This window comes from Pseudoalteromonas sp. PAST1, assembly GCF_021532515.1.
Taxonomy (GTDB): Bacteria; Pseudomonadota; Gammaproteobacteria; order Enterobacterales; family Alteromonadaceae; genus Pseudoalteromonas; species Pseudoalteromonas simplex.
This window is the reverse complement of the sequence record NZ_JAKGBH010000009.1, coordinates 25,946-51,881: the sequence shown is the minus strand read 5'-3', so window position 1 is coordinate 51,881 and position 25,936 is coordinate 25,946. Positions and strand designations below refer to the sequence as shown.

General features: G+C 42.4%; 21 protein-coding genes. 4 read left to right on the top strand and 17 right to left on the bottom strand.

What is annotated here, in order from left to right; all coding sequences use genetic code 11:
• Positions 1 to 79: 79 nt before the first annotated feature.
• The 5 genes from L1272_RS06300 to prlC all read right to left on the bottom strand — a co-directional run bounded on the left by L1272_RS06300 (position 80) and on the right by prlC (position 6,840).
• Positions 80 to 553 (bottom strand): peroxiredoxin, encoded by a 474-nt coding sequence (locus tag L1272_RS06300; RefSeq protein ID WP_194442028.1) that lies wholly within the window; start codon positions 551 to 553, stop codon positions 80 to 82.
• 107 nt (positions 554 to 660) lie between these two features.
• Positions 661 to 2,586 (bottom strand): methyl-accepting chemotaxis protein, encoded by a 1,926-nt coding sequence (locus tag L1272_RS06295; RefSeq protein WP_235373006.1) that lies wholly within the window; start codon positions 2,584 to 2,586, stop codon positions 661 to 663.
• Positions 2,587 to 2,703: 117 nt separating this feature from the next.
• Positions 2,704 to 3,459 carry a class I SAM-dependent methyltransferase gene (locus L1272_RS06290; protein WP_138599257.1) on the bottom strand — a complete coding sequence of 252 codons (756 nt, stop codon included), beginning with the start codon at positions 3,457 to 3,459 and terminating at the stop codon, positions 2,704 to 2,706.
• 43 nt (positions 3,460 to 3,502) lie between these two features.
• A complete protein-coding gene (locus L1272_RS06285) occupies positions 3,503 to 4,681 on the bottom strand; it encodes a response regulator (protein WP_054552774.1) in 1,179 nt (392 codons plus the stop codon).
• 107 nt (positions 4,682 to 4,788) lie between these two features.
• The gene (gene prlC / locus L1272_RS06280) at positions 4,789 to 6,840 is read right to left on the bottom strand and encodes an oligopeptidase A (RefSeq protein ID WP_235373004.1); all 2,052 of its coding nucleotides are present in this window, start codon (positions 6,838 to 6,840) and stop codon (positions 4,789 to 4,791) included.
• A gap of 151 nt (positions 6,841 to 6,991) precedes the next feature.
• Here prlC and gorA point away from each other — a divergent pair, with 151 nt between their 5' ends.
• Positions 6,992 to 8,353 (top strand): glutathione-disulfide reductase, encoded by a 1,362-nt coding sequence (gene gorA / locus L1272_RS06275; protein ID WP_187489756.1) that lies wholly within the window; start codon positions 6,992 to 6,994, stop codon positions 8,351 to 8,353.
• 87 nt (positions 8,354 to 8,440) lie between these two features.
• Here the strand turns inward: gorA and L1272_RS06270 are convergent, their stop codons facing one another.
• The 3 genes from L1272_RS06270 to L1272_RS06260 are packed head-to-tail and all read right to left on the bottom strand — an operon-like array spanning position 8,441 to position 9,181.
• The gene (locus tag L1272_RS06270) at positions 8,441 to 8,743 is read right to left on the bottom strand and encodes a Fic family protein (protein WP_235373022.1); all 303 of its coding nucleotides are present in this window, start codon (positions 8,741 to 8,743) and stop codon (positions 8,441 to 8,443) included.
• On the bottom strand, positions 8,671 to 9,033 hold the full coding sequence (locus L1272_RS06265) for a hypothetical protein (protein ID WP_235373003.1): 363 nt from the start codon (positions 9,031 to 9,033) through the stop codon (positions 8,671 to 8,673). Before L1272_RS06265 ends, L1272_RS06270 begins: the two co-directional genes overlap by 73 nt.
• Positions 9,023 to 9,181, bottom strand: a complete 159-nt coding sequence (locus L1272_RS06260; RefSeq protein WP_166338734.1) for a hypothetical protein — start codon at positions 9,179 to 9,181, stop codon at positions 9,023 to 9,025. The genes L1272_RS06265 and L1272_RS06260 overlap by 11 nt, the downstream gene beginning before the upstream one ends.
• 195 nt (positions 9,182 to 9,376) lie before the next feature.
• Between L1272_RS06260 and L1272_RS06255 the strand changes: the two genes are divergently transcribed.
• The 3 genes from L1272_RS06255 (at position 9,377) to L1272_RS06245 (ending at position 13,153) form a co-directional block, all read left to right on the top strand.
• Entirely contained in the window at positions 9,377 to 10,417 is a 1,041-nt protein-coding gene (locus L1272_RS06255) for a helix-turn-helix domain-containing protein (RefSeq protein WP_166338733.1), read from the top strand.
• A 184-nt stretch (positions 10,418 to 10,601) separates the two neighbouring features.
• Positions 10,602 to 12,296: a hypothetical protein gene (locus L1272_RS06250; protein ID WP_235373002.1), complete on the top strand. Its 1,695-nt coding sequence runs from the start codon at positions 10,602 to 10,604 to the stop codon at positions 12,294 to 12,296.
• Between the two features lie 125 nt (positions 12,297 to 12,421).
• A complete protein-coding gene (locus L1272_RS06245) occupies positions 12,422 to 13,153 on the top strand; it encodes a MauE/DoxX family redox-associated membrane protein (protein ID WP_235373001.1) in 732 nt (243 codons plus the stop codon).
• Positions 13,154 to 13,207: 54 nt separating this feature from the next.
• On the opposite strand, the gene tldD is transcribed toward L1272_RS06245, so the two are convergent.
• The 9 genes from tldD to L1272_RS06200 all read right to left on the bottom strand — a co-directional run bounded on the left by tldD (position 13,208) and on the right by L1272_RS06200 (position 25,881).
• Positions 13,208 to 14,647: a metalloprotease TldD gene (tldD, locus tag L1272_RS06240; RefSeq protein ID WP_054552780.1), complete on the bottom strand. Its 1,440-nt coding sequence runs from the start codon at positions 14,645 to 14,647 to the stop codon at positions 13,208 to 13,210.
• The gene (locus L1272_RS06235; RefSeq protein ID WP_054552781.1) at positions 14,644 to 15,474 is read right to left on the bottom strand and encodes a carbon-nitrogen hydrolase family protein; all 831 of its coding nucleotides are present in this window, start codon (positions 15,472 to 15,474) and stop codon (positions 14,644 to 14,646) included. The genes tldD and L1272_RS06235 overlap by 4 nt, the downstream gene beginning before the upstream one ends.
• Positions 15,464 to 19,321 (bottom strand): YhdP family protein, encoded by a 3,858-nt coding sequence (locus L1272_RS06230; protein WP_235373000.1) that lies wholly within the window; start codon positions 19,319 to 19,321, stop codon positions 15,464 to 15,466. The genes L1272_RS06235 and L1272_RS06230 overlap by 11 nt, the downstream gene beginning before the upstream one ends.
• The gene (gene rng, locus L1272_RS06225) at positions 19,321 to 20,793 is read right to left on the bottom strand and encodes a ribonuclease G (protein WP_054552783.1); all 1,473 of its coding nucleotides are present in this window, start codon (positions 20,791 to 20,793) and stop codon (positions 19,321 to 19,323) included. The genes L1272_RS06230 and rng overlap by 1 nt, the downstream gene beginning before the upstream one ends.
• Before the next feature lies 1 nt (position 20,794).
• Entirely contained in the window at positions 20,795 to 21,364 is a 570-nt protein-coding gene (locus L1272_RS06220) for a Maf family protein (protein ID WP_235372999.1), read from the bottom strand.
• Positions 21,364 to 21,843: a rod shape-determining protein MreD gene (gene mreD, locus L1272_RS06215; protein ID WP_054552785.1), complete on the bottom strand. Its 480-nt coding sequence runs from the start codon at positions 21,841 to 21,843 to the stop codon at positions 21,364 to 21,366. Before mreD ends, L1272_RS06220 begins: the two co-directional genes overlap by 1 nt.
• On the bottom strand, positions 21,836 to 22,678 hold the full coding sequence (mreC, locus tag L1272_RS06210) for a rod shape-determining protein MreC (protein ID WP_054552786.1): 843 nt from the start codon (positions 22,676 to 22,678) through the stop codon (positions 21,836 to 21,838). The genes mreD and mreC overlap by 8 nt, the downstream gene beginning before the upstream one ends.
• Positions 22,678 to 23,721: a rod shape-determining protein gene (locus L1272_RS06205; protein WP_054552787.1), complete on the bottom strand. Its 1,044-nt coding sequence runs from the start codon at positions 23,719 to 23,721 to the stop codon at positions 22,678 to 22,680. The genes mreC and L1272_RS06205 overlap by 1 nt, the downstream gene beginning before the upstream one ends.
• Positions 23,722 to 23,853: 132 nt before the next feature.
• Positions 23,854 to 25,881, bottom strand: a complete 2,028-nt coding sequence (locus L1272_RS06200) for an SUMF1/EgtB/PvdO family nonheme iron enzyme (RefSeq protein ID WP_235372997.1) — start codon at positions 25,879 to 25,881, stop codon at positions 23,854 to 23,856.
• Positions 25,882 to 25,936 lie beyond the last annotated feature (55 nt).

The window sequence follows — 25,936 nt, the reverse complement described above, 5'->3', positions numbered from 1 at the left end:
GATCTCCTAAGTCACCCCCAGGGACTTTCAGCCGGACTTACGTCCGGCTTTTTTGTACTAACTTAAGCACGAATTGCTATTAAAGCTTTTCTAGCACAGCTTCAGCGCGGCTTACTACAAACTCTTTGTCTTGTTCAACAAACAGCCCTGTTACAGTTTGGTTTTCAACGATCATTGCATAACGTTTAGAACGTATACCACCAAAACCAGCTGTGTCTTTATCTAAACCAAGTGCTTTGGTAAAACTTGCATCACCATCGGCTAACATACGAATATGCTCAGCGTTATGAGCTTCACCCCATGCTTTCATTACAAATGCATCGTTCACCGATACACAGTAGATTGCATCAACGCCTTTAGCAGTAATTTTATCGGCCAGGGTAATAAACTCAGGTAAGTGAGCATTAGAGCATGTTGGTGTAAATGCACCCGGCACCGCAAACAACACTACTTTTTTATCTGCAAATAATGCCTCTGTTGTTAAGGTTTGCATGCCTTCGCTAGTTAATTCACTAAGGGTTGCTGTAGGTATAGTGTGGCCTTGTTCGATCATCGTAATTCCTTGAAAGAAAATAAGAGTACAGAGTATATACCTAAAAAATTGAATACAGCATGATTTTAAGGACAAACAACGTAAACCATTGCTCGCCCTTTGGAAGGTTATAAACCTAAGCTGGCTTTAATGGTATGCATTTGCTCTTGTAGGCGATGCTGAATATCACTAACCAGAGAGTTTGATTCGCTTACCTGCCCTTTCATGCTTTGCATTGATTGACTGAAGTTTTCTAGTAAGGCGTTTTGCTGTTTAGCCAGCTCCATAGCATCAAATGCGACCTTATTTGCATCTTGCGCGTTGCCAGCTACGCCTTCGGAGTTACGTTTAAGTTCTTGGGCATTTTGTGTTTGTAGCTCGGCATCATTAGCCAGTGCGCTAATTTGCTCCGATACCATGGTGGAGTTTTCACTTAAGCGGTTTAACTGATTGTTAATATCATCAAGTGAACCCTGCGTTTGTCTGGCAAGTTTTCGTACTTCGTCAGCGACCACCGCAAAGCCTCGGCCATGCTCACCTGCACGCGCCGATTCAATCGCTGCATTCAGTGCTAATAAGTTTGTTTGCTCAGCAATATTTTTGATCACCTCAATAACTTGGCCCACATCATCAACGCCTTTTAATAGCTCTTTTAAGCTATCTAGGCCTTGCTCAACGCGTTCTTCAGTACGAGAGCTTGCGGTTAACATGCTATCTGCAAAGCCTAGGCTCTGCTCCATCGCACCAAAGGTTTGTTTGGCGTTATCAGCAACTTGACCATTGATGTTATTGACCTGCTCACCAATGTCTTGAATATCAGTAAGTAAACTTTGGTTTTGTTCAACCTGAGAGTGGCTAGCATCAGTTTGCTGGGCAATCGTATGTAAGTGCTCGCTCATCTCTAGCATAAAGTCATTAATAACCTTAAGCATTTGTGCTCGTTCTTCTGCTTCACCACGCTGGCGCTCAATCAATTGATTAAAGTAATGGGCAATTTCACCGACTTCAGTTTTCGGATTTTTACTCTCAATGTTTTTAAGCTCATTACTCTCAATTAAGAAAGCAAAGCCATCACGCAATTGACGCAGCGGGTTAAGCACTTGGTTACGCTGTACGAAATACACACCCGCTGCTAAAACCACCAGCATGCCAATGGCTACACAAAACACGATAAACACTTGCTGCTTAAGGTCGCTCTGTTCATCTTTTAGCTTTTGCTCTGCACCGAGCACCGTTGTAGACAAGGCGCCTATTTGCTCGCGCAAGGCTTGCATACCGGTTTGACGCTGCTCTGCTTGCTCAAGAGTGGATGCTAAATCACGTGGGAAGCGTTTGGGCCAGCTACTTAACTCAGCTTTAATATCACCGGCTAAATCTTCTGCTTCTTCACCAAAAAATAAAGCGTCTTCATCCACTTCACTCATTACACCTAGGTTTTCGAGTCTGTCGATTTTAGTAGCAAGAGCATTTAAGTTTTCAACACTTTGGTTAAGGCTGTTTTTAGTGTCTTGATCAAAGTTGATCACTAACTTGTAAGTATATAAAGCAAGTGATGTCACTTCGCTGTAGTAGTCAGCAGCAAGTTGATAATATTCAAGCGCAAGCGCTGTTTGCGGCTCGGCTTTACTTGCATAGCCAATTAATGATGACGCTGAACCTGCCATTTGTCTTAACGAGTTATCAAGCAGCGCCATTTCGTTACCCGATAGCTTACCTAAAGCGCGGTACTTACCATTGATGTCTTTATCGAGTGCTGTTAGCTGGCTATTAAGCTGACTTGCAAGATCACTAGGCAACTTAGCTAAATGCTGCTTTTTAACATCACTTATCAGCGTAGAAGCTTTATTTAAATGTTGGCTGTCACCTTGTTCTAAATAATCATCAAGGTAGCTTTTTAAATCAATAATGATGGTGTTTTTTAGCTTGTTATAAGCGTTATCTTGTTGCTCTAAACCGAATAAGGTTTGACTTGCCCAAAACAGAGTGGCTGCTAATAAAATACTAGCGAGAGTAAGTAAAACGGCCAATAGCCGAGTAAATGATGACACGCGCATAAACGATATTCCCAAGTAACGTTGCGCGCGTAGAATATTAACCTTTTATGACAATATGATGAAATACCACCATAAACAACTACACGAAAAAACCAGATACATCCAAAAACATTAGATTTAAACCATTGCCGCTTTTACATATACATCAAAGCGGTTTTTTTTGGTTTTGATTTGCATACTCGGGGTTTTGTCATTTAAAAATGGCGCGTAGTCAGGGCGCTTCACAACTACTCGCTTACTAGCAAGCGGATAAGCAAACTCTAATAGATCATCGGCATCGCTATCTGAGCCCACAAGCTCTTGGAATACTCGCATTTCTTTTTTAACGAGAGCTGATTTTTCACGATGAGGAAACATAGGATCTAAGTACACAACATCAGGAGTATCACTACACTGCGCCAGTAACGTATGACTAGAGCCAAACACTAAGCTCATGTTTTCTTTCATCCAGGGGCCAATTTCTGCATCGTTATAGGCACGTTCTAGGCCATCAAATAATAGCGCGGCAACTACTGGATGGCGCTCATGTAAAATCACTTTACAGCCTAGTGATGCCAGTACAAAGCCATCACGACCAAGGCCTGCGGTGGCATCAAGAACCACTGGTGTGGCACCTTTATTTAACCCTACAGCCTTTGCTATAGCTTGCCCTTTACCTCCACCAAACTTACGGCGGTGAGCAGCAGCACCCGTTACAAAATCAACGTGGATTGCACCTAGCTTAGGTTCGTCCTTTTTTTTCAAGCTAAGACCTTGGTCGTCATAATGAAGCGAAAAGCCCGCATTCTGCTCAGCCCACTTAGCTAAACCAAAACGCAACTCTATTGCATCTAAATAAGGGCGCATTTCTTTAAAAGGACAATGAATTACCACACAAAACTCCGAGCTATATTAATCGGCGTCAGTATAGCATGGCTTAAAATAGCTCGATATCCGTTTGTGAAGTGACATCTTCAGTGTGACTAGGCTCTGCCATTTTTTGCAAACTGGCGAGAAGATCACTACGCGCTTCAATAATGTGTTTTAACTGATATTTTATAAACGCTAAATCATCATTGAGCGAAGAAAATAATAACTTAGTCTGCTCTAATTGCTGTAGATGAAAAGTTACTTCATCACTACTCGACAAATTGCTTTGTGCGACTGACTTATTTAACTCATCCAATTGCGCAGCTAGCTTTTCAACCGCTCGTTCGCGTGAATCACTGTTTTGATACATTTGTTGAGATAGTTCATTAAAGGCATTCCCAATTTGCTGTGCCTGAGTCAGTGCTCGCTCATTAATTTCCATATCTTGAACTTTTGCGTTTGTGACTTCGAGGATGTGCGGGAATAAATCTTTATAACGACCATAAAGTTGGGCATCATCAAGTGGCATGTTTTTGACTAACATTGACACTTTAGGGTAATTAATAATGGTGCGGTGGCTAAAATCAACAAAGCGATTCGCATCACGATGTTTTTCTAGTAACTCCTGCTCTAAAGGACATACTCCACCTTCGGCACAGCAAAACACGCCAACATCGTGATACCAAAACGCCAGCACGACATCAAGCTCCATCGGGTTAAAAAACTCAAACATATGCTCAGATAACGCTTTGATATCATGCGCATGATAAGTCTGCCCAACGTAGCGCATGATGCGTCCCATATCACCTGAATCTGTCATCGCTATTTCGGCGGTTATTTGCGCTCGCTCAACATCACTGGTTAATTTTTTTGAATGCTGGCGGTACTGATATAACACACGAATTCGTGCCATCAGCTCTTCAGCATTGAATGGTTTTACAATGTAATCAGCTGCACCTGCGTTATAGCCTTTTACACGGTCTGGTAAGTCCGCTTTACCCGATAAAAACATCACAGGAATATCTTTAGTTTGCGGGTTAGCTTTTAATTCGTTACACACCTCGTACCCTGATTTAGCAGGCATTTCAACATCAAGTAAAATAATGTCTGGGCTGTACTTTATCGCCTGTCTTAATCCTTCTTCACCATTTTTAGCATGGATCAACGTGCAAAAGCCCGATAGTGATTCTTCAATCACATGATGGACATACTTATCATCATCAATGGCTAATACAAGTTTTGACATACTTAATTCCTGCAACTGTTTTTAAAAAGAATAGTACGCAAGATTGAATTTGCTAAGAATTATTAATAAAAAAGCGCCTTACGGCGCTTTAGCTTAAGTAATGTGTATTATGCTGCAATACCACTATGTCTTAGTAGTGCATCAACTTGTGGTTCGCGTCCACGGAACTTTTTAAATAGCTCCATTGGCTCTTCGCTCCCCCCTTTTTCTAAAATGTTCTTTAAGAAAGCTTCGCCCGTTGCTGGGTTAAAAATGCCTTCTTCTTCAAATTTAGAAAACGCATCGGCCGAGAGTACTTCAGCCCATTTATAAGAGTAATAACCTGCGCTATAACCGCCTGCAAAAATATGGCTAAAGCCATGCTGGAAACGATTAAACGCTGGCGCTTTAACAACAGCCGTTTTACTGCGTACCTCATCAAGTGTTGCTTGAATATGACATGGCTCACCCGCTTTGTAAGTATGGTGAATAGTAAAATCAAACAACGAGAACTCAAGCTGACGCAGCATTTGCATACCTGATTGGAAGTTCTTCGCCGCAAGGAGTTTATCTAGTAACTCTTTTGGTAATGGCTCATCTGTTTCGTAATGACCCGAAATAAAGCTCAGCGCTTCTTCTTCGTAACACCAGTTTTCAAGGAACTGACTTGGTAACTCAACCGCGTCCCATGCAACACCGTTAATACCAGCAACTGGCGCTGCATCAACTTGTGTCAACATATGGTGAATACCATGACCAAACTCATGGAATAACGTAGTCACTTCGTTATGCGTAAACAAAGCCGGCTTATCACCCACTGCTTTATTAAAGTTACACACTAAATACGCAACTGGGGTTTGTAATTCGCCGTTTGCACGTACTTTTCGACCCATGCAGTCATCCATCCAAGCACCGCCACGCTTGCGATCGCGGGCATATAAATCTAGATAAAAGCGACCACGTAACGTGTTGCTGTTATCGTAAATTTCGAAGAAACGTACATCAGGGTGGTAAGTATCAAACTCTGTCACTTCTTTAACGCTAATACCAAATAAACGATTAACTGTAGTGAATAAGCCACTTAGAACTTTATTGGCTGGAAAATATGGGCGCAGCACTTCATCAGAAATCGCGTACTTCTCTTGCTTGAGCTTTTCGCCGTAGTAAGCGTAGTCCCATGCAGCCAGTTCAGTCACACCGTGCTTATCTTTTGCGTAAGCTGTTAGCTCAGCAAGCTCTTGCTCAGCTTGTGGCTTAGACTTAGCAGCTAAATCTTCTAAGAATGAGAAAACTTGCTCTGGCGTTTCTGCCATTTTAGTCGCCAATGACATATCAGCGTAGCTGTTAAAACCAAGTAACTCGGCAAGTTCATGACGCAGGGCAAGCTCTTCGCTCATAATAGCTGAGTTATCAAATTCACCAGCGTTAGGACCTTGATCAGAGGCACGCGTCACAAACGCAGTGTAAAACTCTTCACGTAACTCGCGGTTATCAGCATAAGTCATGATTGGTAAGTAAGATGGAAAATCTAACGTGAATACCCAGCCTTCTAGCTCTTTGCTTTTAGCTGTATCAGCACCTAGTGCTAACGCAGACTCTGGTAAACCAGCCAGTTCGCTTTCATCTGTAATATGCTTTTGCCAAGCAAGCGTGGCATCCATTACATTGTTACCAAACTTAGAGGCCAGCTCAGATAAGCGCGCACTGATTTCGCCATAACGCTTTTGTTGTTCAGGCTTTAAGGCAATACCAGATAGCTCAAAATCGCGCAGTGCATTAGTAATGGTTTTTTGCTGGGCAGTCGTTAGTGTTTTAAATTCATCACTGTTGTGAAGCGCGTTGTAAGCATCGTACAAACCTTGATGCTGACCAACAAAGGTTGAATACTCAGATAACAACGGCAAACATTGCTCATAGGCTTCACGTAACTCGTCGTTATTAACGACAGAATTCATATGTGATACCGGTGAAAATAAGCGTGATAACTTGTCATCAGCTTCTTCAAGCGGAAGCACCAAATCATTCCATGTGTATGATTTGCATGCCAGTACCTCATCTATTTTGGTACGACACTCAGCAATCGCTGCTTTTAATGCTGGCACTACGTGTGCTGGTTTAATTTTAGAAAACGGCGGAAGCCCTTCTAAACCAATGAGCGGGTTATTTTCTGCAATTGTCATTTTCGTTCTCAAATTTTATGCGAAGATGATTTTGAAGTTGGGGCGAATTGATGAAATACAAGGGGCTTAACCTTGGTCTTTATTATGCTATTATCAACTTATTACTAAATCGATTAATTAATAAAAAGTTATCTATTTTTGAGGACAAACTATGGCTCAGCATTTTGATTACATTGCAATTGGTGGTGGTAGTGGCGGTATTGCCTCTGCAAACCGTGCAGCAATGCGTGGCGCAAAAGTCGCTCTTATTGAAGCAAAACACATGGGTGGCACCTGTGTAAACGTGGGTTGTGTTCCAAAGAAAGTAATGTGGCACGGCGCACAAATTGCTGAAGCAATTAACGCATATGCACCTGACTACGGCTTTGATGTTGAATTAAAAGGTTTTAGCTGGGCTAAATTAGTTGAAAGCCGCGAAGCGTATATTGGCCGTATTCACCAAGGTTACAACAAGTACTTATCTAGCAATGGTGTAACTGTAATCAATGGCTTTGCTAAGTTTGTTGATAACAAAACAGTTGAAGTAAACGGTGAGCTATACACTGCTGACCATATTCTTGTTGCTGTTGGTGGTCGCCCTACTATTCCTAACATTCCAGGCGCTGAGCTTGGTATTGATTCAAATGGCTTCTTTGAGCTAGACGCACAGCCTAAGCGTGTTGCTGTGGTTGGTGCAGGCTACATTGCCGTTGAAATCGCAGGCGTACTTCATAGCCTTGGTACAGAAACACACCTGTTTGTTCGTAAAAACAAACCACTACGTACTTTTGACCCATACATTGTTGATACGCTTATCGATATTATGGCAAAAGAAGGCCCAACTCTTCACACTGAGTGCACACCTAAAGAAGTAGTTAAAGAAAGCGATGGCAGCTTAACCATTCACTTTGAAAATGGTCACAGCCAAAACGTTGATGAAGTTATTTGGGCAATTGGCCGTACACCTACAACTGACAAAATCAACCTTGCTGCAGCAGGTGTTGAAGTAACTGAAGCTGGTTACGTTAAAGTAGACGAATTCCAAAACACCACAGCTGAAAACGTATACGCAGTTGGCGATATCATCGAAAACGGTATCGAACTTACGCCAGTAGCCGTTAAAGCAGGTCGTATTTTATCAGAGCGCTTATTCAATAAAGAACTACCTGATGATTTAAAAATGGACTACGAGCTAGTACCTACTGTGGTATTCAGCCATCCACCAATCGGCACAATTGGTTTAACAGAGCAGCAAGCGATTGATCAATACGGCAGCGATAACGTTAAAGTATATAAATCAAGCTTTGCAGCAATGTACACAGCGGTTACTCAGCACCGTCAAGCATGTAACATGATGCTAGTGTGTGCAGGCGAAGACGAAAAAGTTGTTGGCTTACACGGCATTGGCTTTACCGTTGACGAAATGATCCAAGGCTTTGCCGTTGCAATGAAGATGGGCGCAACCAAAGCAGACTTTGATGCTGTTGTGGCTATTCACCCGACGGGCTCAGAAGAGTTTGTAACGATGAGATAAACTCGCTTTGCGAGTCAATTTTAAAACCTTGTGGTGCTGCCACAAGGTTTTTTATTGAGTAAATTTGGTAGTGATTTCAGTACACAATCAAAGCTCAGAAATTGCTTGACTAAAAATACGTTTAAGTAAATCTAGGTTTAAATTCACACCTGCAATATTCGCATCAATCCACTCTCTCTGAGAGATTGGAGGCCACGAAACCTTATAGCCGATGCTATATAACATTTCTTCAAAAAAGAAACGTAACACTCTACCGTTACCTTCGCGGAATGGGTGAAGTAAATTTAGCTCACAAAACAAGTCTGCCACTTTTTCAATTAGTTCATCATTATTCTGACAATTCGATATTGCCGGAATGGTTCGAAATAATTTGTTAGCTTCAGGCTCAATACGCGTCCAAGTACAAAAGCGGGTATTACCCTTGGAGATATCAACATCCTAATTTGACCTGCCCACACATATAAGTCTTGAAATAAGTGGTGATGAAGATGTTTTAAATGCTCAAGTGAAAACTTAGATAGAGGTTGTTCGGGGGAGTCATAAGTTCTATAGCGTTCAGCGGTAAACTCAGCTTCAGCTTGATCTAATATATCCGATTCTCGAATATCTAATAAATTAATTAATACATCAGAGGCAGGGTAGCAATATTTATCTTGAGCTACCCCGTATTTATCGCGCATATTTACGCTTCAATTCAGCAATACTTTTGCCTTCACTATTAGTTTTCAGCGTTAGACCTTCATAGCTTAAACTGACCTTAAAGTTATCCATATCGGGCATAAACTTAGTTTTTTGCTGATTGCTAGTCTTAGCAGTTTTGGTAGTCATAAACCCTCCTGTAATACTGATAATTCTAGCTTATTCAAGCATAAATTGCCATTAATCAACTTATTCGAAAGTACAGCCAAAAAGAAGAGAAAAAGGCAATTAAAATACTGACCAATTTAAACTTTTTAATGCCTATGATTACAAAGTGAGGGGGAGTTGTTAAACTCAGCTAAAAGAATAAAAACGTAAACTACTTTGCAATCAATCACTTTATTCCCTGTACACCTTGTACAGAGTATCTTTCTGTTCCAAATGTTATTTGGTGCATTATTAATTAATAGCCAAAAACAAAGTCGTTCCTTGGTGCTGCTGTTTGCATTTCAAGGCTGTGTGTGCGCCTTTAACCTGCTAGAAGGGTTAGGGTTTTCTAGTTACTTAATTACCCCTGCATTTACATTACTGTATGGGCCTATGATTTACTTTTTTACCTTGTCGATTACAGGTAAACAGCCCTTTAAAACATCACACTACGCGGTACACTTAATTCCTGCGGCTATTTCCTTGGCCTTTACCCACTACACGCAAGCGATCATTTTACTTGGTTCGCTCAGTCAACTTGGTTATTTCTACTTCGCTTATGGCATTTTAAAGCGCTATCACAAACAACTTATGCATGCGCGCTCAGATGCTGAGAGCCTTAAATTAAAGTGGCTGATCAAAGCATTATTTATTTTTGCCATTATTGTCGTATTTGATTTGCTGCGCATGAATGTGCAACCAATCACGCCGCTCGATTTAAAGATGCACTGGTATTTATTAAACGAAATACTGTTACTGCTAATGTTTAGCTTTTTGTTGTTTCACACCATCAAAAATAGCTTTCAATTCGAACCAGTCACATTGCCTGAAGAACCCGAAGCTGAACAAACTGATTCGGCTGACGAGCAACTTGCGCAGCAAATTTTCTCAACCATTGATAACTTGGTTATTAACGAATCGCTTTATCGACAACCTAGGCTCTCACTAAACGACTTAGCAAATCAAACCGGGCTCGGTAGTAAAGAAATATCTTGGGCTATTAACAGCTCTACGGGGAACAACTTTTGTGAGTACATCAACCAGCATAGAGTGAATGATGTTAAACGCGAAATAGAGCAAGACTCACCTCAAAAACTCAGCCTGATAGAGCTGGCATTTCAAGCAGGCTTTAATTCTAAATCGACTTTTAATGCCGTGTTTAAAAAAGAAACGGGATTAACACCGAGTCAATTTAAGAAGCAAACGCAAAAGAATTAGCTCATAAAACAGACAAAAAACGTCCTAAATCCTGTTTTAGGACGCTTTTTTACAACTCAAACGCTAATTTAAACAAAAAACAACTTTGAGACTCCTGATGTACAAGTCCTATTTTTTACTACTAACTTTGTGCCTATTAATAAACTTTTCGGGTTTTGCTTTAGCAACGAATCACTCTTTAGAGGTGACGAATCAAGCTTTAAAAGTGCAGCCAAGTCGTGTTGGTGCAAGCGATCCAATCGCTTACTTTCAATCGAAAACAGCAGCAATAGAATTTGCTAAACAACAAAACTGGGCTCAGGTGAATAAACTCACAAAAATGCTCATTAATGAATATCAACACGATGGCGATACTTGGTATGTACTTGGCCTCAGTTATTTTCAATTGGCCGATTATCAAAATGCCAGCAATGCTTTGCAACGCGCACTTGCAATTGGGACTAGCTTAAAAGGCATTCCTAATGGGGCCAGTAACCCAAACGATTTAATGGTTAAAATTGCAGAGGCATACGCAGAGCTTGATAACCAACAGCAAGCCGAGTATTGGCTTAAAAAAGCACTAGCAGCAAGATGGGATGACCGCCCAACACTTGCTGGCACCAGCTTATTTAAATCTGGTATTAACCCTTACTTTGAACGCTTTGCACAATCAGCCAGTTATAAATCACTTGCGGGTAATAATTTGGATACTGAACTCAATCGAGATCAAAAATGGCGCGCCGATTTAGCGTTTTTAGTCTCAGAAATTAAACGTTTACACGTGGCAATGTATCAAAACATGAGCTCACAACAGTTTGCAGAAAAAGTAGCTGAGATTGATAAGTCGATTCCTATTCTAACCGATCAGCAAATTGTTTTTCAGTTTATGGAGCTAATTGCATTACTTGGCAATGGTCATAATCTATTGATCCCAGCATGGGGTGAAACAGGCAACTTTCAGCAACTACCATTTCAGTTTTATCAATTTAGTGACGGTTTATACATCAGCAAAGCAAGTAGCGATTACCAGCAATATGTTGGCTATAAAGTTGAGGCATTTGCCGATACACCAGCCCAGCAAGCTCTTGAGTTAACTAAACGTATTAATGCTCGCGATAATGAAATGCAAACCCTTTGGTTGGGTCCCTATTATTTAAGTTTGCTTGATGTGCTAAACGGGCTTGGCATTAACAAAGGGAGCGAGGTAACACTTACGCTCAGCTCACCACAAGGCGCTATCACCACAGTTACACCAGCGCTCAAACCAATGCAATTTGCAGGTTTTCCTAAGTTACCAAAACTTGCTGAGCACCCTACGCTTAGATACTTAGCAAAAAACAATACGCCGTTTTGGAGCGAACAAATCAAAACGAATAAATTACTGTATGTACAATTCAATGATGTGCGAAATAACAAAGATCTCACCCTTGCTGAATTTGCCATGCAGCTGCAAGCACAAATCAAACACGATGACATTGAGCACCTGGTGCTAGACCTTCGCCATAACAGTGGTGGTAATGGCTCGCTCACCCCGCCTTTGGTGGCAACGGCCGCATTTTTTAACGTATTAAAACCACAAGGAAAGCTATTTATATTAATTGGCCGCAATACGTTTTCGGCAGGCCATGATGTAGCTGTAAAGATTGCCAATATAGTGCCAGCGATTTTTGTAGGTGAGCCATCAGGCACCCGCCCGAATGTGGCAGGTGAAGCTGGCTGGTTTAACCTGCCATACAGTAAACAAACAGGCCTTATTTCGAGCCAATTCCACCAGCAAAGCCGAGCGGAAGATCATCGAATCTGGTTAGCGCCTGATATGCCAATTACACTTTCTGCAAAAGACTACTTTGCAGGTATCGATCCGGTAATGGATGCTGTTTTAACTATAACTAAGCAATAAACAGTACTGGCACAAACCTTGTAACTGTTAATAAAGTAACCAGTTATAGCAAGAGTTTGCTCTTGTTTACTGTGTAATTAAGTAGTTATTACGCAGTAAACAAGGCATTTTTACAAGGAGGCACTGTGTCTAAGTCTGCAATTTTATATCGCATGGTGACCGATGAGCATATTTGCCCATTCGGTTTAAAATCAAAAGATTTACTAGAGCGTCATGGTTACGATGTTGATGATCGTCACTTAACCAGCCGTGAGCAAACTGACGAATTCAAACAGCAGCATGATGTAAAAACCACACCACAAACCTTTATCAACGATAAACGCATTGGTGGTTACGATGATTTACGCGACTTTTTTAATCTGCCCGAGGCTGGCCAACAAGGTACCAGTTATACCCCTGTTTTAGCCATTTTCGCAGTAGCTATGCTACTAAGCTGCGGTTTCACTTATGCCAGTGGTGAGGCTTTATTTTCTATGAAGAACCTGCTGCTGTTTGTTGCATTATCCATGGCGGTATTAGCGATACAAAAGCTGCAAGACTTATACAGCTTTTCTAACTCATTTATTACCTATGACTTACTAGCCATGCGTGTCGTGCCCTACGCCTATGTTTATCCATTTATAGAGGCGTATGTAGCGATAGGTATGGTGGCTAAATTACCCGCCTTAGCTGTAGCACCATTTTCATTATTTATTGGTGGTATAGGTGCGGTATCAGTTATTAAGGCTGTGTATATCGATAAACGAGAGCTGAAATGCGCCTGTGTTGGTGGCGACAGTAATGTGCCGCTCGGCTTTATATCACTGAGTGAAAACGTATTTATGATAGCCGCAGGTATATGGATGCTAATGAGCTAATACAAAAACGCGAGGGATTGCCCTCGCGTTCATTTTAACTATTATTGAGGATTATTAAGCCGTACCACCCACGGTTAGGTTATCAATTTTAAGGCTTGGCTGACCCACACCAACGGGTACGCTTTGGCCATCTTTGCCACATACGCCAACGCCTTTATCAAGCGCTAAGTCGTTGCCTACCATCGAAATTTGCTGCATCACTTCTGGGCCATTGCCAATCAGTGTTGCGCCTTTAATAGGTTGCGTGATTTTACCGTTTTCAATTAAGTAGGCTTCAGAGGCACTAAATACAAACTTACCTGACGTAATATCCACTTGGCCGCCACCAAAGTTAGGCGCGAAGATACCTTTTTTTACCGAGCTGATGATATCAGCTTGGCTGTGCTCGCCACCTAACATATAGGTGTTGGTCATACGCGGCATAGGTAAATGAGCATACGATTCACGGCGTGCGTTACCAGTAGGGTTAACTCCCATCAAACGGGCATTGAGCTTATCTTGCATGTAGCCTTTTAGAATACCGTTTTCAATAAGCACGTTATACGCAGCTGGTGTCCCTTCGTCATCCACGTTCAATGAACCACGGCGATCAGCAATGGTGCCATCATCCACGACTGTACACAGTTCAGATGCCACCTTTTGACCTACTTTACCGCTAAACGCTGATGCGCCTTTACGGTTAAAGTCACCTTCTAGGCCATGGCCTACCGCTTCGTGTAGTAACACACCCGGCCAACCTGCGCCTAGCACGACTTCCATGCTACCCGCAGGTGCATCGATTGCTTCTAGGTTTACTTTTGCTTGGCGAACAGCTTCTTCGGCGTATTCCATCCAGCGCGGTTTGCCATCGACTAACTCTTTAAAATAGCCATAATCTAAACGCGCACCGCCCCCTGCACCACCGCGCTCACGACGGCCGTTCTTCTCAAGTAACACTGAGCAGTTTAAGCGAATAAGCGGGCGAATATCGGTGGCAAAGGTGCCATCACTTGCAGCAATTAACACTTCTTCATAAACCGCCGACATTGAACTGATCACTTGCTCAGCATCCGGCGCTAATTGACGAATATAGTTTTCAAGTTCACGTAGCAGGCTTACTTTGTCATCGTTGCTCATGCTTTGAATTGGCTGATGCGGCGCATACTGTTGTTTAGCAGCTACATCACTGAACACCTGAATTGTTTTGTTTTCGCCAGCATTGGCAATGCTACGCGCAGCCGTTGCTGCTTTGTTTAACGCTTCAAGGTTAATCGCATCTGAGTATGAAAAACCGGTTTTTTCACCGCTAACAGCACGCACACCCACACCACGCTCAACGTTGTATGAGCCTTCTTTTACTAAACCGTCTTCAAGCACCCAAGATTCGTGATGGCTCGATTGAAAATACAGGTCGGCATAGTCAACTTGGTGCTGATGAATAAAAGCGAGCGTTTTTTCTAATTCTTCTCTTGTTAATTGGCTGTCATGTAATAAATGCTGTTCAACCGTGTTCATAATAAATGCTCTCTAAATCGTTGCTGAGACTGCACAGGCATGTCTTGGCGAATTGTATTCAAGCGGTTTAAATCAAGCTCATGGCTGATAAACCCGGTACCAGAGGCAAGCTCACTGAGCGTTTCTCCCCATGGTGAAATAATAATGCTGTGGCCATATGTGTGGCGGCCATTTTCATGCTCGCCCCACTGCGCTGCGGCAACCACATAGCATTGTGTTTCGATTGCCCGCGCAGCTAATAAAATATGCCAATGAGCAGCGCCGGTGACTGTGGTAAAGGCACTAGGCACTAAAATAAGCTCAGCCCCTTGGCGCTGCATGGCGGTGAATAAGCCACTAAAACGTAGATCATAACATACTGCTAAGCCAATTTTACCAAATGGCGAGTCGACCACCACAATATCATTGCCTGCTTGCGTCGCATCAGACTCTCGGTAACTGCGGGTAGTGTCGGCTACATCTACATCAAATAAATGAATTTTATTGTACTGCGCAACCACATCGCCTTGGTTGTTAAATAAAAACGAGGCGGCTAAATACTTACCATTTTGCTGCGAAACAGGCAGGGTGCCAGCGGCTAACCAAATATCATGTTGCTTGCATAAATCGGCAAGTTTCGCTTTATATGCCTCACTTTGGTGACCTAATTGATAGCTTGCTTGGCTTTGCTTACTAAAGATCAAAAAGCTTTCCGGTAAACACACTAGCAATGGCCGAGTTGCAGGTAACTGATTCAACGTCTCTGCTAAAAAAGCGAGATTTTGCTCAGCATTCATACTTGAGCACATTTGTACTGCAACAACCTGTGGGTGAGGATTAGCCTTCATTATTATCTAAACTCGCTAAAGATGCGGCATCTTTTAATTTTAGTTGCGTCGACGACTGCGGCTGGCTTTGCGCGGCTTGCGGTAACGTCACTTCACGGCTCTTACGATCAACTTCTTCGACAACAGGATCGTTCATACTGCCTGTTACTTTAAAGTTGATCTCTGAGATCACCCGCGCTGAGTGAATCACTTTGTCGATTGCCAACGCAGCAAGACCACTTACCGGATTAACCATCCATGCCACAATCACTGGAATACTCGACGTTACCTGCGGCGCAACCGCTAGGTCGTAATCAATTTCAAAGGTATTTAAGTTTGTATGGCCTTTAATCGTTAAATCAGCAGGCACACCATCAAGTTTGGTATCTTGAGTGTAAGCAATGCCCTTTTCTAGCTGCATCGTGCCTTGCATGCTGTTATAGAAAAAGCCTTTGGAGAATACATCTCTAAAGTCCAGTTTCAGCTTACGCACTAACGAGTCTAAACTCAGTAATGAGAATACTCGCGCACCACCATCACTGATCTCAGCAAGGTGTCCTTCACCTAAACGCCAATCTAACTCACCGGCTAAACTTGGTACATCAAAGCTATAAGGTGCGCCTTGCCAAGCAAGATCAAACTTAATATTGGCGTCAGAGTCTTTTACTGTAGTAGTGATATCAAACTCATCAAATAGCGCACCAATATCGTCACTTTGTAAGTTACCACTAAAGCGTGTTTGCCCATCGGCAAATTGCCCTTTACCGCGCAATACGTGATCGCCTTTGTCGATGACCAGCTCAGTAAACAAAAGTTTATCGTTCTCCCCAACTAAGCTGCTTTTAATTTTATCGAGCTGATACTCAGCGACTTTACAATCTTCACAGTTAAACTCGATGGCTGGGACTCGGGTTAACCAGCTTAAATCTTCAGGTTCAGTGCTTTGCTCTGTTTGCTCTGCAACTTCGTTAAAATTAATACGCAGATAGTCAGTAAAAATTTGAATTGGTCTGCGTGTTTCACCGGTTGGGATCAGTGCATCGGCACGTAATTCTTTAGCATTTAGCTTTAACTCTAAATCTGATTGTTTTGGCGCTAAGCGAAATTCAAAATCATTAAAGTCGATATTGTGTAGTGCCAGTTTATTAAATTTGCCCGTTACGTTGTTGAATGCAGGCATCACACTTGGCGCATCTGACTTAACTTTGGTAAGCGCAATAATTTGATCAATTAAGCCAAACCAAGGCACTATTTCGGTTTCTGGTAAATCAATAGATACCGCAAAACCTTCACGGTTCAAACCTAAATCTTGTGCACCTAAAATTAAATGGGCATTACTAAATTTCTTTTCGCCATTATCTAAAATCGCATTAAAAAATAACTGCTCATCAACATTTGCGGTGATCAAATTAGAAATACGGTCGCCCTGTACCACTGCAGTTAATGGCCATTTCTGCTCTGCGCCTTTGTTATAAGGTGCAGGTAGTTGGCTAGTCACACCGATTAAATTACCACTCACATCGGCGCGGTAATTAAAGTCATTCGGTAAAAAGTTAAGCGACACATTAATATCTACATCACTTTGGCCGCTTAAGTAACCGGCCAGTAAACCATGGGCCTGTTCAATTAAAGGCTCAGCTTCAAGCGCTAACTTTATAGCAATTTCAGCGCGATAGTTATCAGCCACACTTTCACTGTTATAACTTGCAGTGAGCGGCATACCCATCCAATCTGCTTTGGCATTTTTTAAGTCGATTTTATCGTTGTTAAACTTAACAATACCGGTCATGTGATTAAGTGTGATCCCAGGCTGTGCAAGGTAAATCGGAATATTAGCTAACTCAACTTCACCAATCGCATCAACATGACCAGATTCTAGATCTACTAATAATTCAATTTCAGCCTGCGCTTCCCCTTTCGCTTGAACTACCTCAAATACATCAGCTAACGGTTTTGCTAACGGAGTCGCAGAAAAGAAGGGATTAAGCTTATCGCCATGGGCGCGTTTATTAATAGCAACTTTTAAGACATCTGCATTCATTAAATCGGCAATACTGACATGCACGCTATCGCCAAGGACTAGATTAACCAGCTTGCCCGACTTGCTATAGATATCCATGCGCTCATTTTCGAAATGTAAAATGACGTTGGCATCTTCAACTTCTGGCCAGCTTGGTGAAAACTTATAGTTCGCGTTTTCAACATTCGCTAACACTTCAAATTGACCTTGCTGCTCTTTGAACGGAAACCCTTTAAATGGCCCTGAGAACAACACTTGCGCTTTATTTACTTCGCCACCTTTAATGGCTCCATTGAGGTAGCTAACAAGGCTTTTGCTCATGACAGGTAACGGAAAATAATGCCCAGCGACTTTGGCATCAGGGGCATAGGCTTCAGCATATAAATCTAACCGCGGTTCATCAGTCAGGCTGAGCATCATCTCAGCAGCCACAGTTACTTCGTCGTTATCAAGCCAAATATTATCGCTACTAATGCGCCAGCCATCATCGTAATGATGAAGGTCTAGTTCTACATTTAATTGGTTATAGGCAATATCTTGGCTAAAGCTGCCGTTTGTTAATAGTTGATTATTCTCGCCATAAAGCTGAATTCGCCCAGCTGATTGATTAATTAAGCCATTAACGCGGATAGCTTGCCCACCCGGAACACCTTGCAGCGACAGCCAATTAATTTGTTCGCCCTGAAACCAAAGTTGCCAGTTATCCTGCTGACCTAACTCAAGGTAGGCATCACTTAACTGACCATTGGGTTGACGAGCTAAAAACGGGGCAAGTACTTCAAAGTTACTTAACTGCGATAACTTGGCCAGCAATGCAAAATCAAATTGCTTTAACCAAATTTGATTTTTATCGCCAAGCTGAGCTTCAAATTGTAAGGTTGGCCATTGTTTTAAATCGCTTTCAAAGGTAAGTCCGGTGCTTTTTAAGCGCCAGCCACCTTGCTTTGGAAATAAATGAAAACCACCTTCGCTTAAACTAATTTGATGCGCTTCTTGGTTTTGTTGCCAGTTGATAAAACTCGGTAGCCACTGCACTTTTACATCGCTGATCAGGCCTTTATCAAGGCTAAACCAAGTTTGTAAGTTGATGTCTGAATTAAGCTGCTGCTTGTCGGTATTAATATATTGTGCCAGCCATTTAGATACATCAACGTTCGCCGCTTGCACATAGATATCACCTGCCATGGTTTCAAGAGTCGACCCATTCAATGCCATACGGGCGTCAAAGCTACCAACAGAAATTCCTGGTAACGCTAATGTACCTGAGCCTTGATGTTGCTCAGGGGTATTTTGCCAGACAATGTTTTCAAGAATAAGCTTACGCTCTTTACCATCATTGAGGATAAAGTTAAGGCTACTATCTTGCACTGCAAAGTGCCCTGTTTCACCAAGAAACAAACCTTCGATAAGTTCTTTTTGCTCAAAGTTACCTGATTGTTGATTATTGCCTAAATCAAGCATCGTTGGTAAATCGACATCAGCATGAAAACCATTGATCACAAAGTAGCTCGATTTAAGCTGACGGGTTTTTATAGATTCCCATAAGTTAACTTCAAGGCTCGCTTTATCAATGGTGAGTGCAATGGGTGAGGTTTGGTTATCTTCAAAGGAAATATCTTCGATGACTAAGGCGGGCCCTTTTCCCTGCCAACTGGCTGAGATTGAGCCAATCGCTAAATTTACATCAAAACGTTCATACAAAAACGCTTCAATGTCATCTTTATAGTCATTCGCGTATGGCAGTGAGTACTTTACTACAGAGACAATAACGGCCAGCAGTACGAGAGTAATAGCAAATACTTGCCATAACTTACGTAAACAATAAAAGCAGACCGTTTTTGCCTTCATTACATCATTACCACATCAAACTGTTCTTGGTTGTATAAACTCTCTGTTTGAATACTGACTTGCTTACCAATAAATAGTTCCAGCTCAGCAAGGTTGTGATACTCATCATTGATCAATGCTTCACTTACCGAAGGCGCTGCGTAAACCATGAACTTATCAGCTGCATAAGCACGGTTTACCCTCACGATTTCACGCAATATTTCGTAGCAAACCGTTTCGACCGTTTTTTGCGAGCCGCGCCCTGAACACGCTGGACACACATCACAAAGAATGTGCTCCAAGCTTTCGCGGGTGCGTTTGCGGGTCATCTCTACTAAGCCTAGTGCAGATAAGCCGTTTATGTTGGCTTTTGCACGATCTTTTGCAAGCGCAGATTCAAGTGAATGCAATACTCGGCGTTTGTGCTCATCACTAATCATATCGATAAAGTCGATGATAATGATGCCGCCTAAATTACGTAAACGTAGCTGACGAGCAATCGCTGAGGTTGCTTCGATATTAGTATTAAAAATGGTCTCTTCGAGGTTACGGTGGCCAACAAACGCACCGGTATTTACATCAACGGTTGTCATCGCTTCGGTTTGGTCGATAATTAAATAACCTCCCGATTTAAGCTCAACTTTACGATGTAGTGCTTTTTGGATCTCGGTTTCAACATCGAATAAATCGAAAATAGGTCGCTCACCCGGGTAGTATTCTAATGCTCCCGATAACAGCGGCACAAATTCTTCAGTAAATTCTTTAAGCTCTTGATAGGTTAGTTTTGAGTCAACACGAATACGCTCCATGTCTTCACCTACGTAGTCACGTAGAGTACGAAACGCCAGTGTTAAGTCTTCATGCAAGATACTTTCTTTACTGGTTTTTTTGCGTTTTGTGACGATTTTTTGCCACAGCTTTTTTAAAAATTCCGCATCGTGACGCAGCTCTGCTTCAGATGCACCTTCTGCTGCGGTACGAACAATAAAGCTGCCGTCATCATCACCATATTCAGCAACAATTTTCTTTAAACGCGAACGTTCTTCTTCGGTTTCAATACGCTGGCTTACACCTACATGTGTTGCATCTGGCATAAACACTAAATAACGAGAAGGAATCGTGATATCGGTAGTTAAGCGCGCGCCCTTGGTACCTAGCGGGTCTTTAACCACTTGCACCATGATATGTTGACCTTGGCGCACAAGCTCTCGAATATCTTGTACTTTTTTGATTGGCTGTTCGTCAACGCCTTCTACAATTGAGGCACTGTTTACAATGTCTGATGCATGTAAAAAGGCGGCTTTCTCTAAGCCAATATCGACAAACGCAGCCTGCATACCCGGTAGTACGCGGCTGATTTTACCTAGGTAAATATTGCCCACTATGCCAAGGTTGCCAATTCGCTCTAGTTGGATTTCTTGCAGTACGCCATTTTCGATAAGCGCAACGCGACTTTCGCTCGGTGTAACGTTGATCAGTAATTCGGTGCTCATGTTACCCTCTTAAAAATTCGTTTAATAACTGCTCTGTCTCATATAAAGGTAAGCCGACAACCGCAAAATAGCTACCCGAAAGATGACTCACAAAGCGGCCACCTAAGCCTTGAATGCCATAACCACCGGCTTTATCTTGCGGCTCACCACTATGCCAGTAGGCATCAATTTCCGCATCGCTGAGTGGTTTAAATGTAACATCGGTGACAACAAGGCAGCTTTTTACTTGCTCACTATCAGCAATTGCCACAGCCGTCATCACTTGATGGGTACGGCCAGATAAGCGCTTCAAGGTGGCGGTAAAATCAGCTTGGTCTAGCGGCTTACCAAGTGCGGTATCATCAATGACAACCACGGTATCGCTGCCAAGTACTGGGCGGTCGGTGTAACCCATAGCAACGCCCGATTGTGCTTTGAGTTTGGCTAGGCGCTCTACATAATCACGCGGGGCTTCGTTTGGGAATTGGCTTTCATCAGCATCAACGCTAAATTGAGAAAACTCAACGCCAAGTTGGCTGAGCAACTCTTTTCGGCGCGGTGATGCAGACGCCAAATAAATTGCGGTTTGCATTATCTAATCCTGAAATGACGGCGATATTTACGCAAAATTAAGAATATCCACCACCAACAAAGCATGCCGGTTAGCACTGGCCACATATAATGCGGGCTAAAATAAACGCCCATTAAAAAGTGGTTAAGCCAAAATTGCATGAGGTGGTAAAGCGTTAAAAACAAAGCAATTAAAATGCTTTGCTGCCATAAAGAAAAGTTTCTAATTTTTTGGAAGTTACTCGCAGTGATAAATATACACACCGAATAAGTCAGTGAGTTCACACCGAGTGGCGAACCTGATGCAAGGTCCATTAATAAACCAACAACCCAGGCTGTGCCAATATTTAGACGGTGCGGCACCGCTAACGACCAATACATTAATACCATTAACACCCAGTCTGGGCGGTATGGCTCAAACGAAATTGGTAACGGCATTAGTGCCATTACCAATGCAAAAAAGATACTGATAGCAATCAGCAAAGAGTGACGACTATTCATTGCTGATGCTCTCCTGCTGATTACGCCACAGCACAACCAATAAGCGAATACGGTCAAGTTGTGCAATTGGCTCAGCATAAACTTGCGCAAAAGGACGCCCTTCATCGCGGTTAATTTCGGTCACCACGGCAACCGGATAACCCTCTGGGAAAGTACCACCAAGACCAGACGTAACCAAAATATCGCCAATACGAACATCAAGGCTATGCGGTACATGCGAAAGCTTTACCACGTTAATTTTACCAATGCCCTCAACCACGGTACGCACATCGTTACGTAAAATACGCACAGGTGTGGCATGAGTTGTATCTGTCATCAGTAGTACGCGCGAGGTAGTTGACCCCACTTGAGTGATTTGCCCCACTACACCCATTTCGTCAATCACAGCTTGGCCTTCGCTTAGGCCATCGGTTGTACCTCGGTTAATAACCACTTGGTGGCTATACGGATTTGAGTGAACAGAGAGGACTTGTGCAATAATTTTACGGTTTGATTGCTTAGCCGATGAACCGAGTAAAGCACGTAATTTATCGTTTTCACGAGATAGAAATTGCAGTTGTTGTAGTTGTTCGCTTTGTAGTAACTGCTTCTTTTTTAATGCTTCGTTTTCGGTTAAAAGCTGTTCGCGGGTATGCAGATTCTTCGCGCCAATACTAAATAGCTCATAGGGCAAGTTGGCAAGGTAAATGAGTGGGCTAACTAGAGTGTTTAGGCTGGTGCGGATTGTTGTACCACCTTGCGTGTAGCGATCGCCCACGATCAGCACGACACTCAAAAGCACTGCGACAAAAAGCCGCAGTTGCAAAGAGATGGTACGACCAAAAAGTAACTTCATTAGTCGTAGCTAAATACGTCACCACCGTGCATATCAATCATTTCTAGTGCCTTACCGCCGCCACGTGCAACACAGGTTAATGGATCATCAGCAACCACAACTGGGATACCAGTTTCTTCCATTAATAAACGGTCTAGATCCTTTAATAATGCACCACCACCGGTTAATACCATACCGTGAGCAGAGATATCAGATGCAAGCTCTGGTGGAGATTGCTCAAGAGCAACCATTACCGCGCTTACAATACCCATTAATGGCTCTTGCAGTGCTTCTAAGATTTCGTGTGAGTTAAGGGTGAATGAACGCGGCACACCTTCCGCTAGGTTGCGACCACGTACTTCAATTTCAATTGGCTCATCTGTTTTGAAAGCCGAACCGATTTGGTGTTTGATGTTTTCGGCAGTTGCTTCACCAATTAAGCTACCAAAGTTACGACGTACATAGTTAATGATAGCTTCATCAAACTTGTCACCACCGATGCGTACAGATGAAGAGTAAACCACACCATTTAAAGAAATAATGGCAACTTCAGTTGTACCACCACCGATATCAACAACCATTGAACCGGTTGCTTCAGACACTGGTAGGCCAGCACCGATAGCCGCAGCCATTGGCTCTTCGATTAGATAAACTTCACGAGCACCGGCACCCATAGCCGACTCACGAATCGCACGTTTTTCTACTTGTGTTGCACCACAAGGCACACAGATAAGAACACGCGGGCTTGGGCGCATAAAGTTGTTGTTATGCACTTGCTTGATAAAGTGTTGTAGCATTTTTTCAGTCACGTAGAAGTCAGCAATGACACCGTCTTTCATTGGACGAATTGCTTTAATGTTACCCGGTGTACGACCTAACATTTGCTTAGCTTCGGTACCGACAGATGCTACGCTCTTAGGGCCACCAGCACGCTCTTGACGAATAGCAACAACTGAAGGCTCGTTTAATACAATACCTTCTTCTTTTACGTAAATTAGGGTATTGGCTGTACCCAAGTCGATCGATAGATCGTTTGAAAAAATACCACGGAGTTTTTTAAACATGAGGCTGGATGACCTTTGAAAATTCGTTCTTATACTAGCTGCTCTCACTCTATCATGCTAATCATGAAAAAGCGCAACTGCTTTAATTAAATTGCTAAAAAAGGAAGCATCCATTGCTTCCTTTTTAAATTCTTATCGTTCGCGTACTAAACGGAAACCGATATAGTTTGCACGAAAATCTGGCGCTAAGATTAAGCGCGTTGAAACGCGTGCTAGGCTTGGAGCAAAATTCCATGCACCGCCTCGAACAGCCACATCAGACTGCCCTGACTTTTTGTTCGTCCATTCCCACACATTACCTACTGTATCGTATAGGCCGAATACGTTAGGAGAAAACGACCCTGTTGGTGCTGCGCTCCTGTTTGACCATTCGCTTCCACACCAGCCACAGTTCGCTAAATTTTTACCAATTTCGTTACCCCAAGGGTATTCAGTTTCTTTACCTGCACGTGCAGCGTATTCCCACTCAACCTCGTTTGGTAAACGAAATAACTGGCCTGTTTGACCCGATAACCAATCTGCATACGCTTTGGCATCGTTATAAGTTAAACAAACCGCCGGGAAATCGCTTTCTTGATCAAAACCCGGATTGCGCCAGTTTAGAGTTGCTTCCCAAACTGGTTCACCATTTAAGTAATATGCACAGCCGCGATCTTTTTCTGCTTCTGTTTTATAGCCGGTATTCGCAACGAATTGCTCATACTCACCAACGCTTACTTCTTTGCTTTGCATTGCAAATGAGTTAGCAATGGTTTTTTCTACCACTGGGCGCTCATTCGCTAACCCATTGCCGTTAATGTCACCCATCTTAAATTTACCAGCGGGAATAACTACAATGCTGGCAGAACTGGTTTTATTAACAATACTTGCAACAGGTGCTGTTACAGGTTGCTCTGGTGCCGCTGTCACCTCAGCAACAACTGGCTCAGGCACTTTAACTAGGTTTGCATTAATGGTTTGTGCTTTACGCAGATCAATTCGCGCTTTATAGCTTTTGTAGCCACGTTTGCGAATTTCAATATCATGAAAACCTTTTGGTAATGATGTCGTTAACCTAGTTGCACCATAGCTCACACCATCAATAAACACTTCGTCATCATAAACATTTGAACGCAGTGTTAATTCAACCATTTTAGATTTATTTTGATCAGGTAATGGTTCAACCTTAATTGGCTTTTTTACAGAATAATCGCTTACAGGTTGCTCATTAAAACGTGATACAGAGACCACTTGATTATTATCCTGAGAGTTACTGAATGTTAACTGACTATCTGAATACGTTGCGTCGTAATTTGCTTGATAATTACCGGCCAAAGGCGTGCCATAATCTGCACAAAAACGATTGTCTAAATTAAGTAGGCTACATAAACGACTGCTGTTTACATCACCGCGCATGGTCACGCTTAAATTAACGTTGTAGTTACCTTGACCACTAAAAGCACTGTTCACGACATGGCTACTTAAAATCTTAACCTGTGCACCGGCAAGGTTACGTTTCGGTTCAACTAAACGCTCTTCTGTTAAGTTAGCAAAAATCTGGTCTACAAAACGTTTAGTGGCTTTTTGTAAACCCATTTGTTGGCCGCGCTGCTCACAGGCAGCAAGCGTTTCGGTACGCTTACAGTTAATCGTATGATTAACTTCTAGCGTGCCTTCACGTGTAAACTCGTTACGTAAACGCTCAACACGTGCTGTTGCTAACTGCTCTTTTAAGCTTTCTAAGGTATTCAGTTGAGTGTGCTTTGATACACGAATTTGCTCGATATCTTTTCTATGCGAAGCAATTGCCGCCAATTGCATCGAAATATCATCTTTGTTTTGTTTATGATCAACCACAGCTTTTTGGTAACGCGACTGCGCATTGCTGATATCAAGGGTTGGGTCATCAATCAGTCGGCGATACATCTCATTCATTGCATCTAGCGCTTGGTTTTTTTCTTTATCTAGCTCAGTTGAGCGGGCGCGCAATAATTCGAGTTGTTTTTGTAACTGACTTTCTTCTTTTAGGTGTTTTTCGAGGATTAGGGTCGAGTTATCGTATTCGGCTTGTTTTTTACTGATCTCTGATTCAATGCCAGTTACCGTAGCTGTATCTTGTGCAAATGCACTTGTCGCTAGCAAACTAACTGAAATTAACAGAGATAAAGGAGCAATTCGCATATATTCCATTCCCAAAAAGCGGCAATTATTTGGTCATTATTATTTTTTATAATTA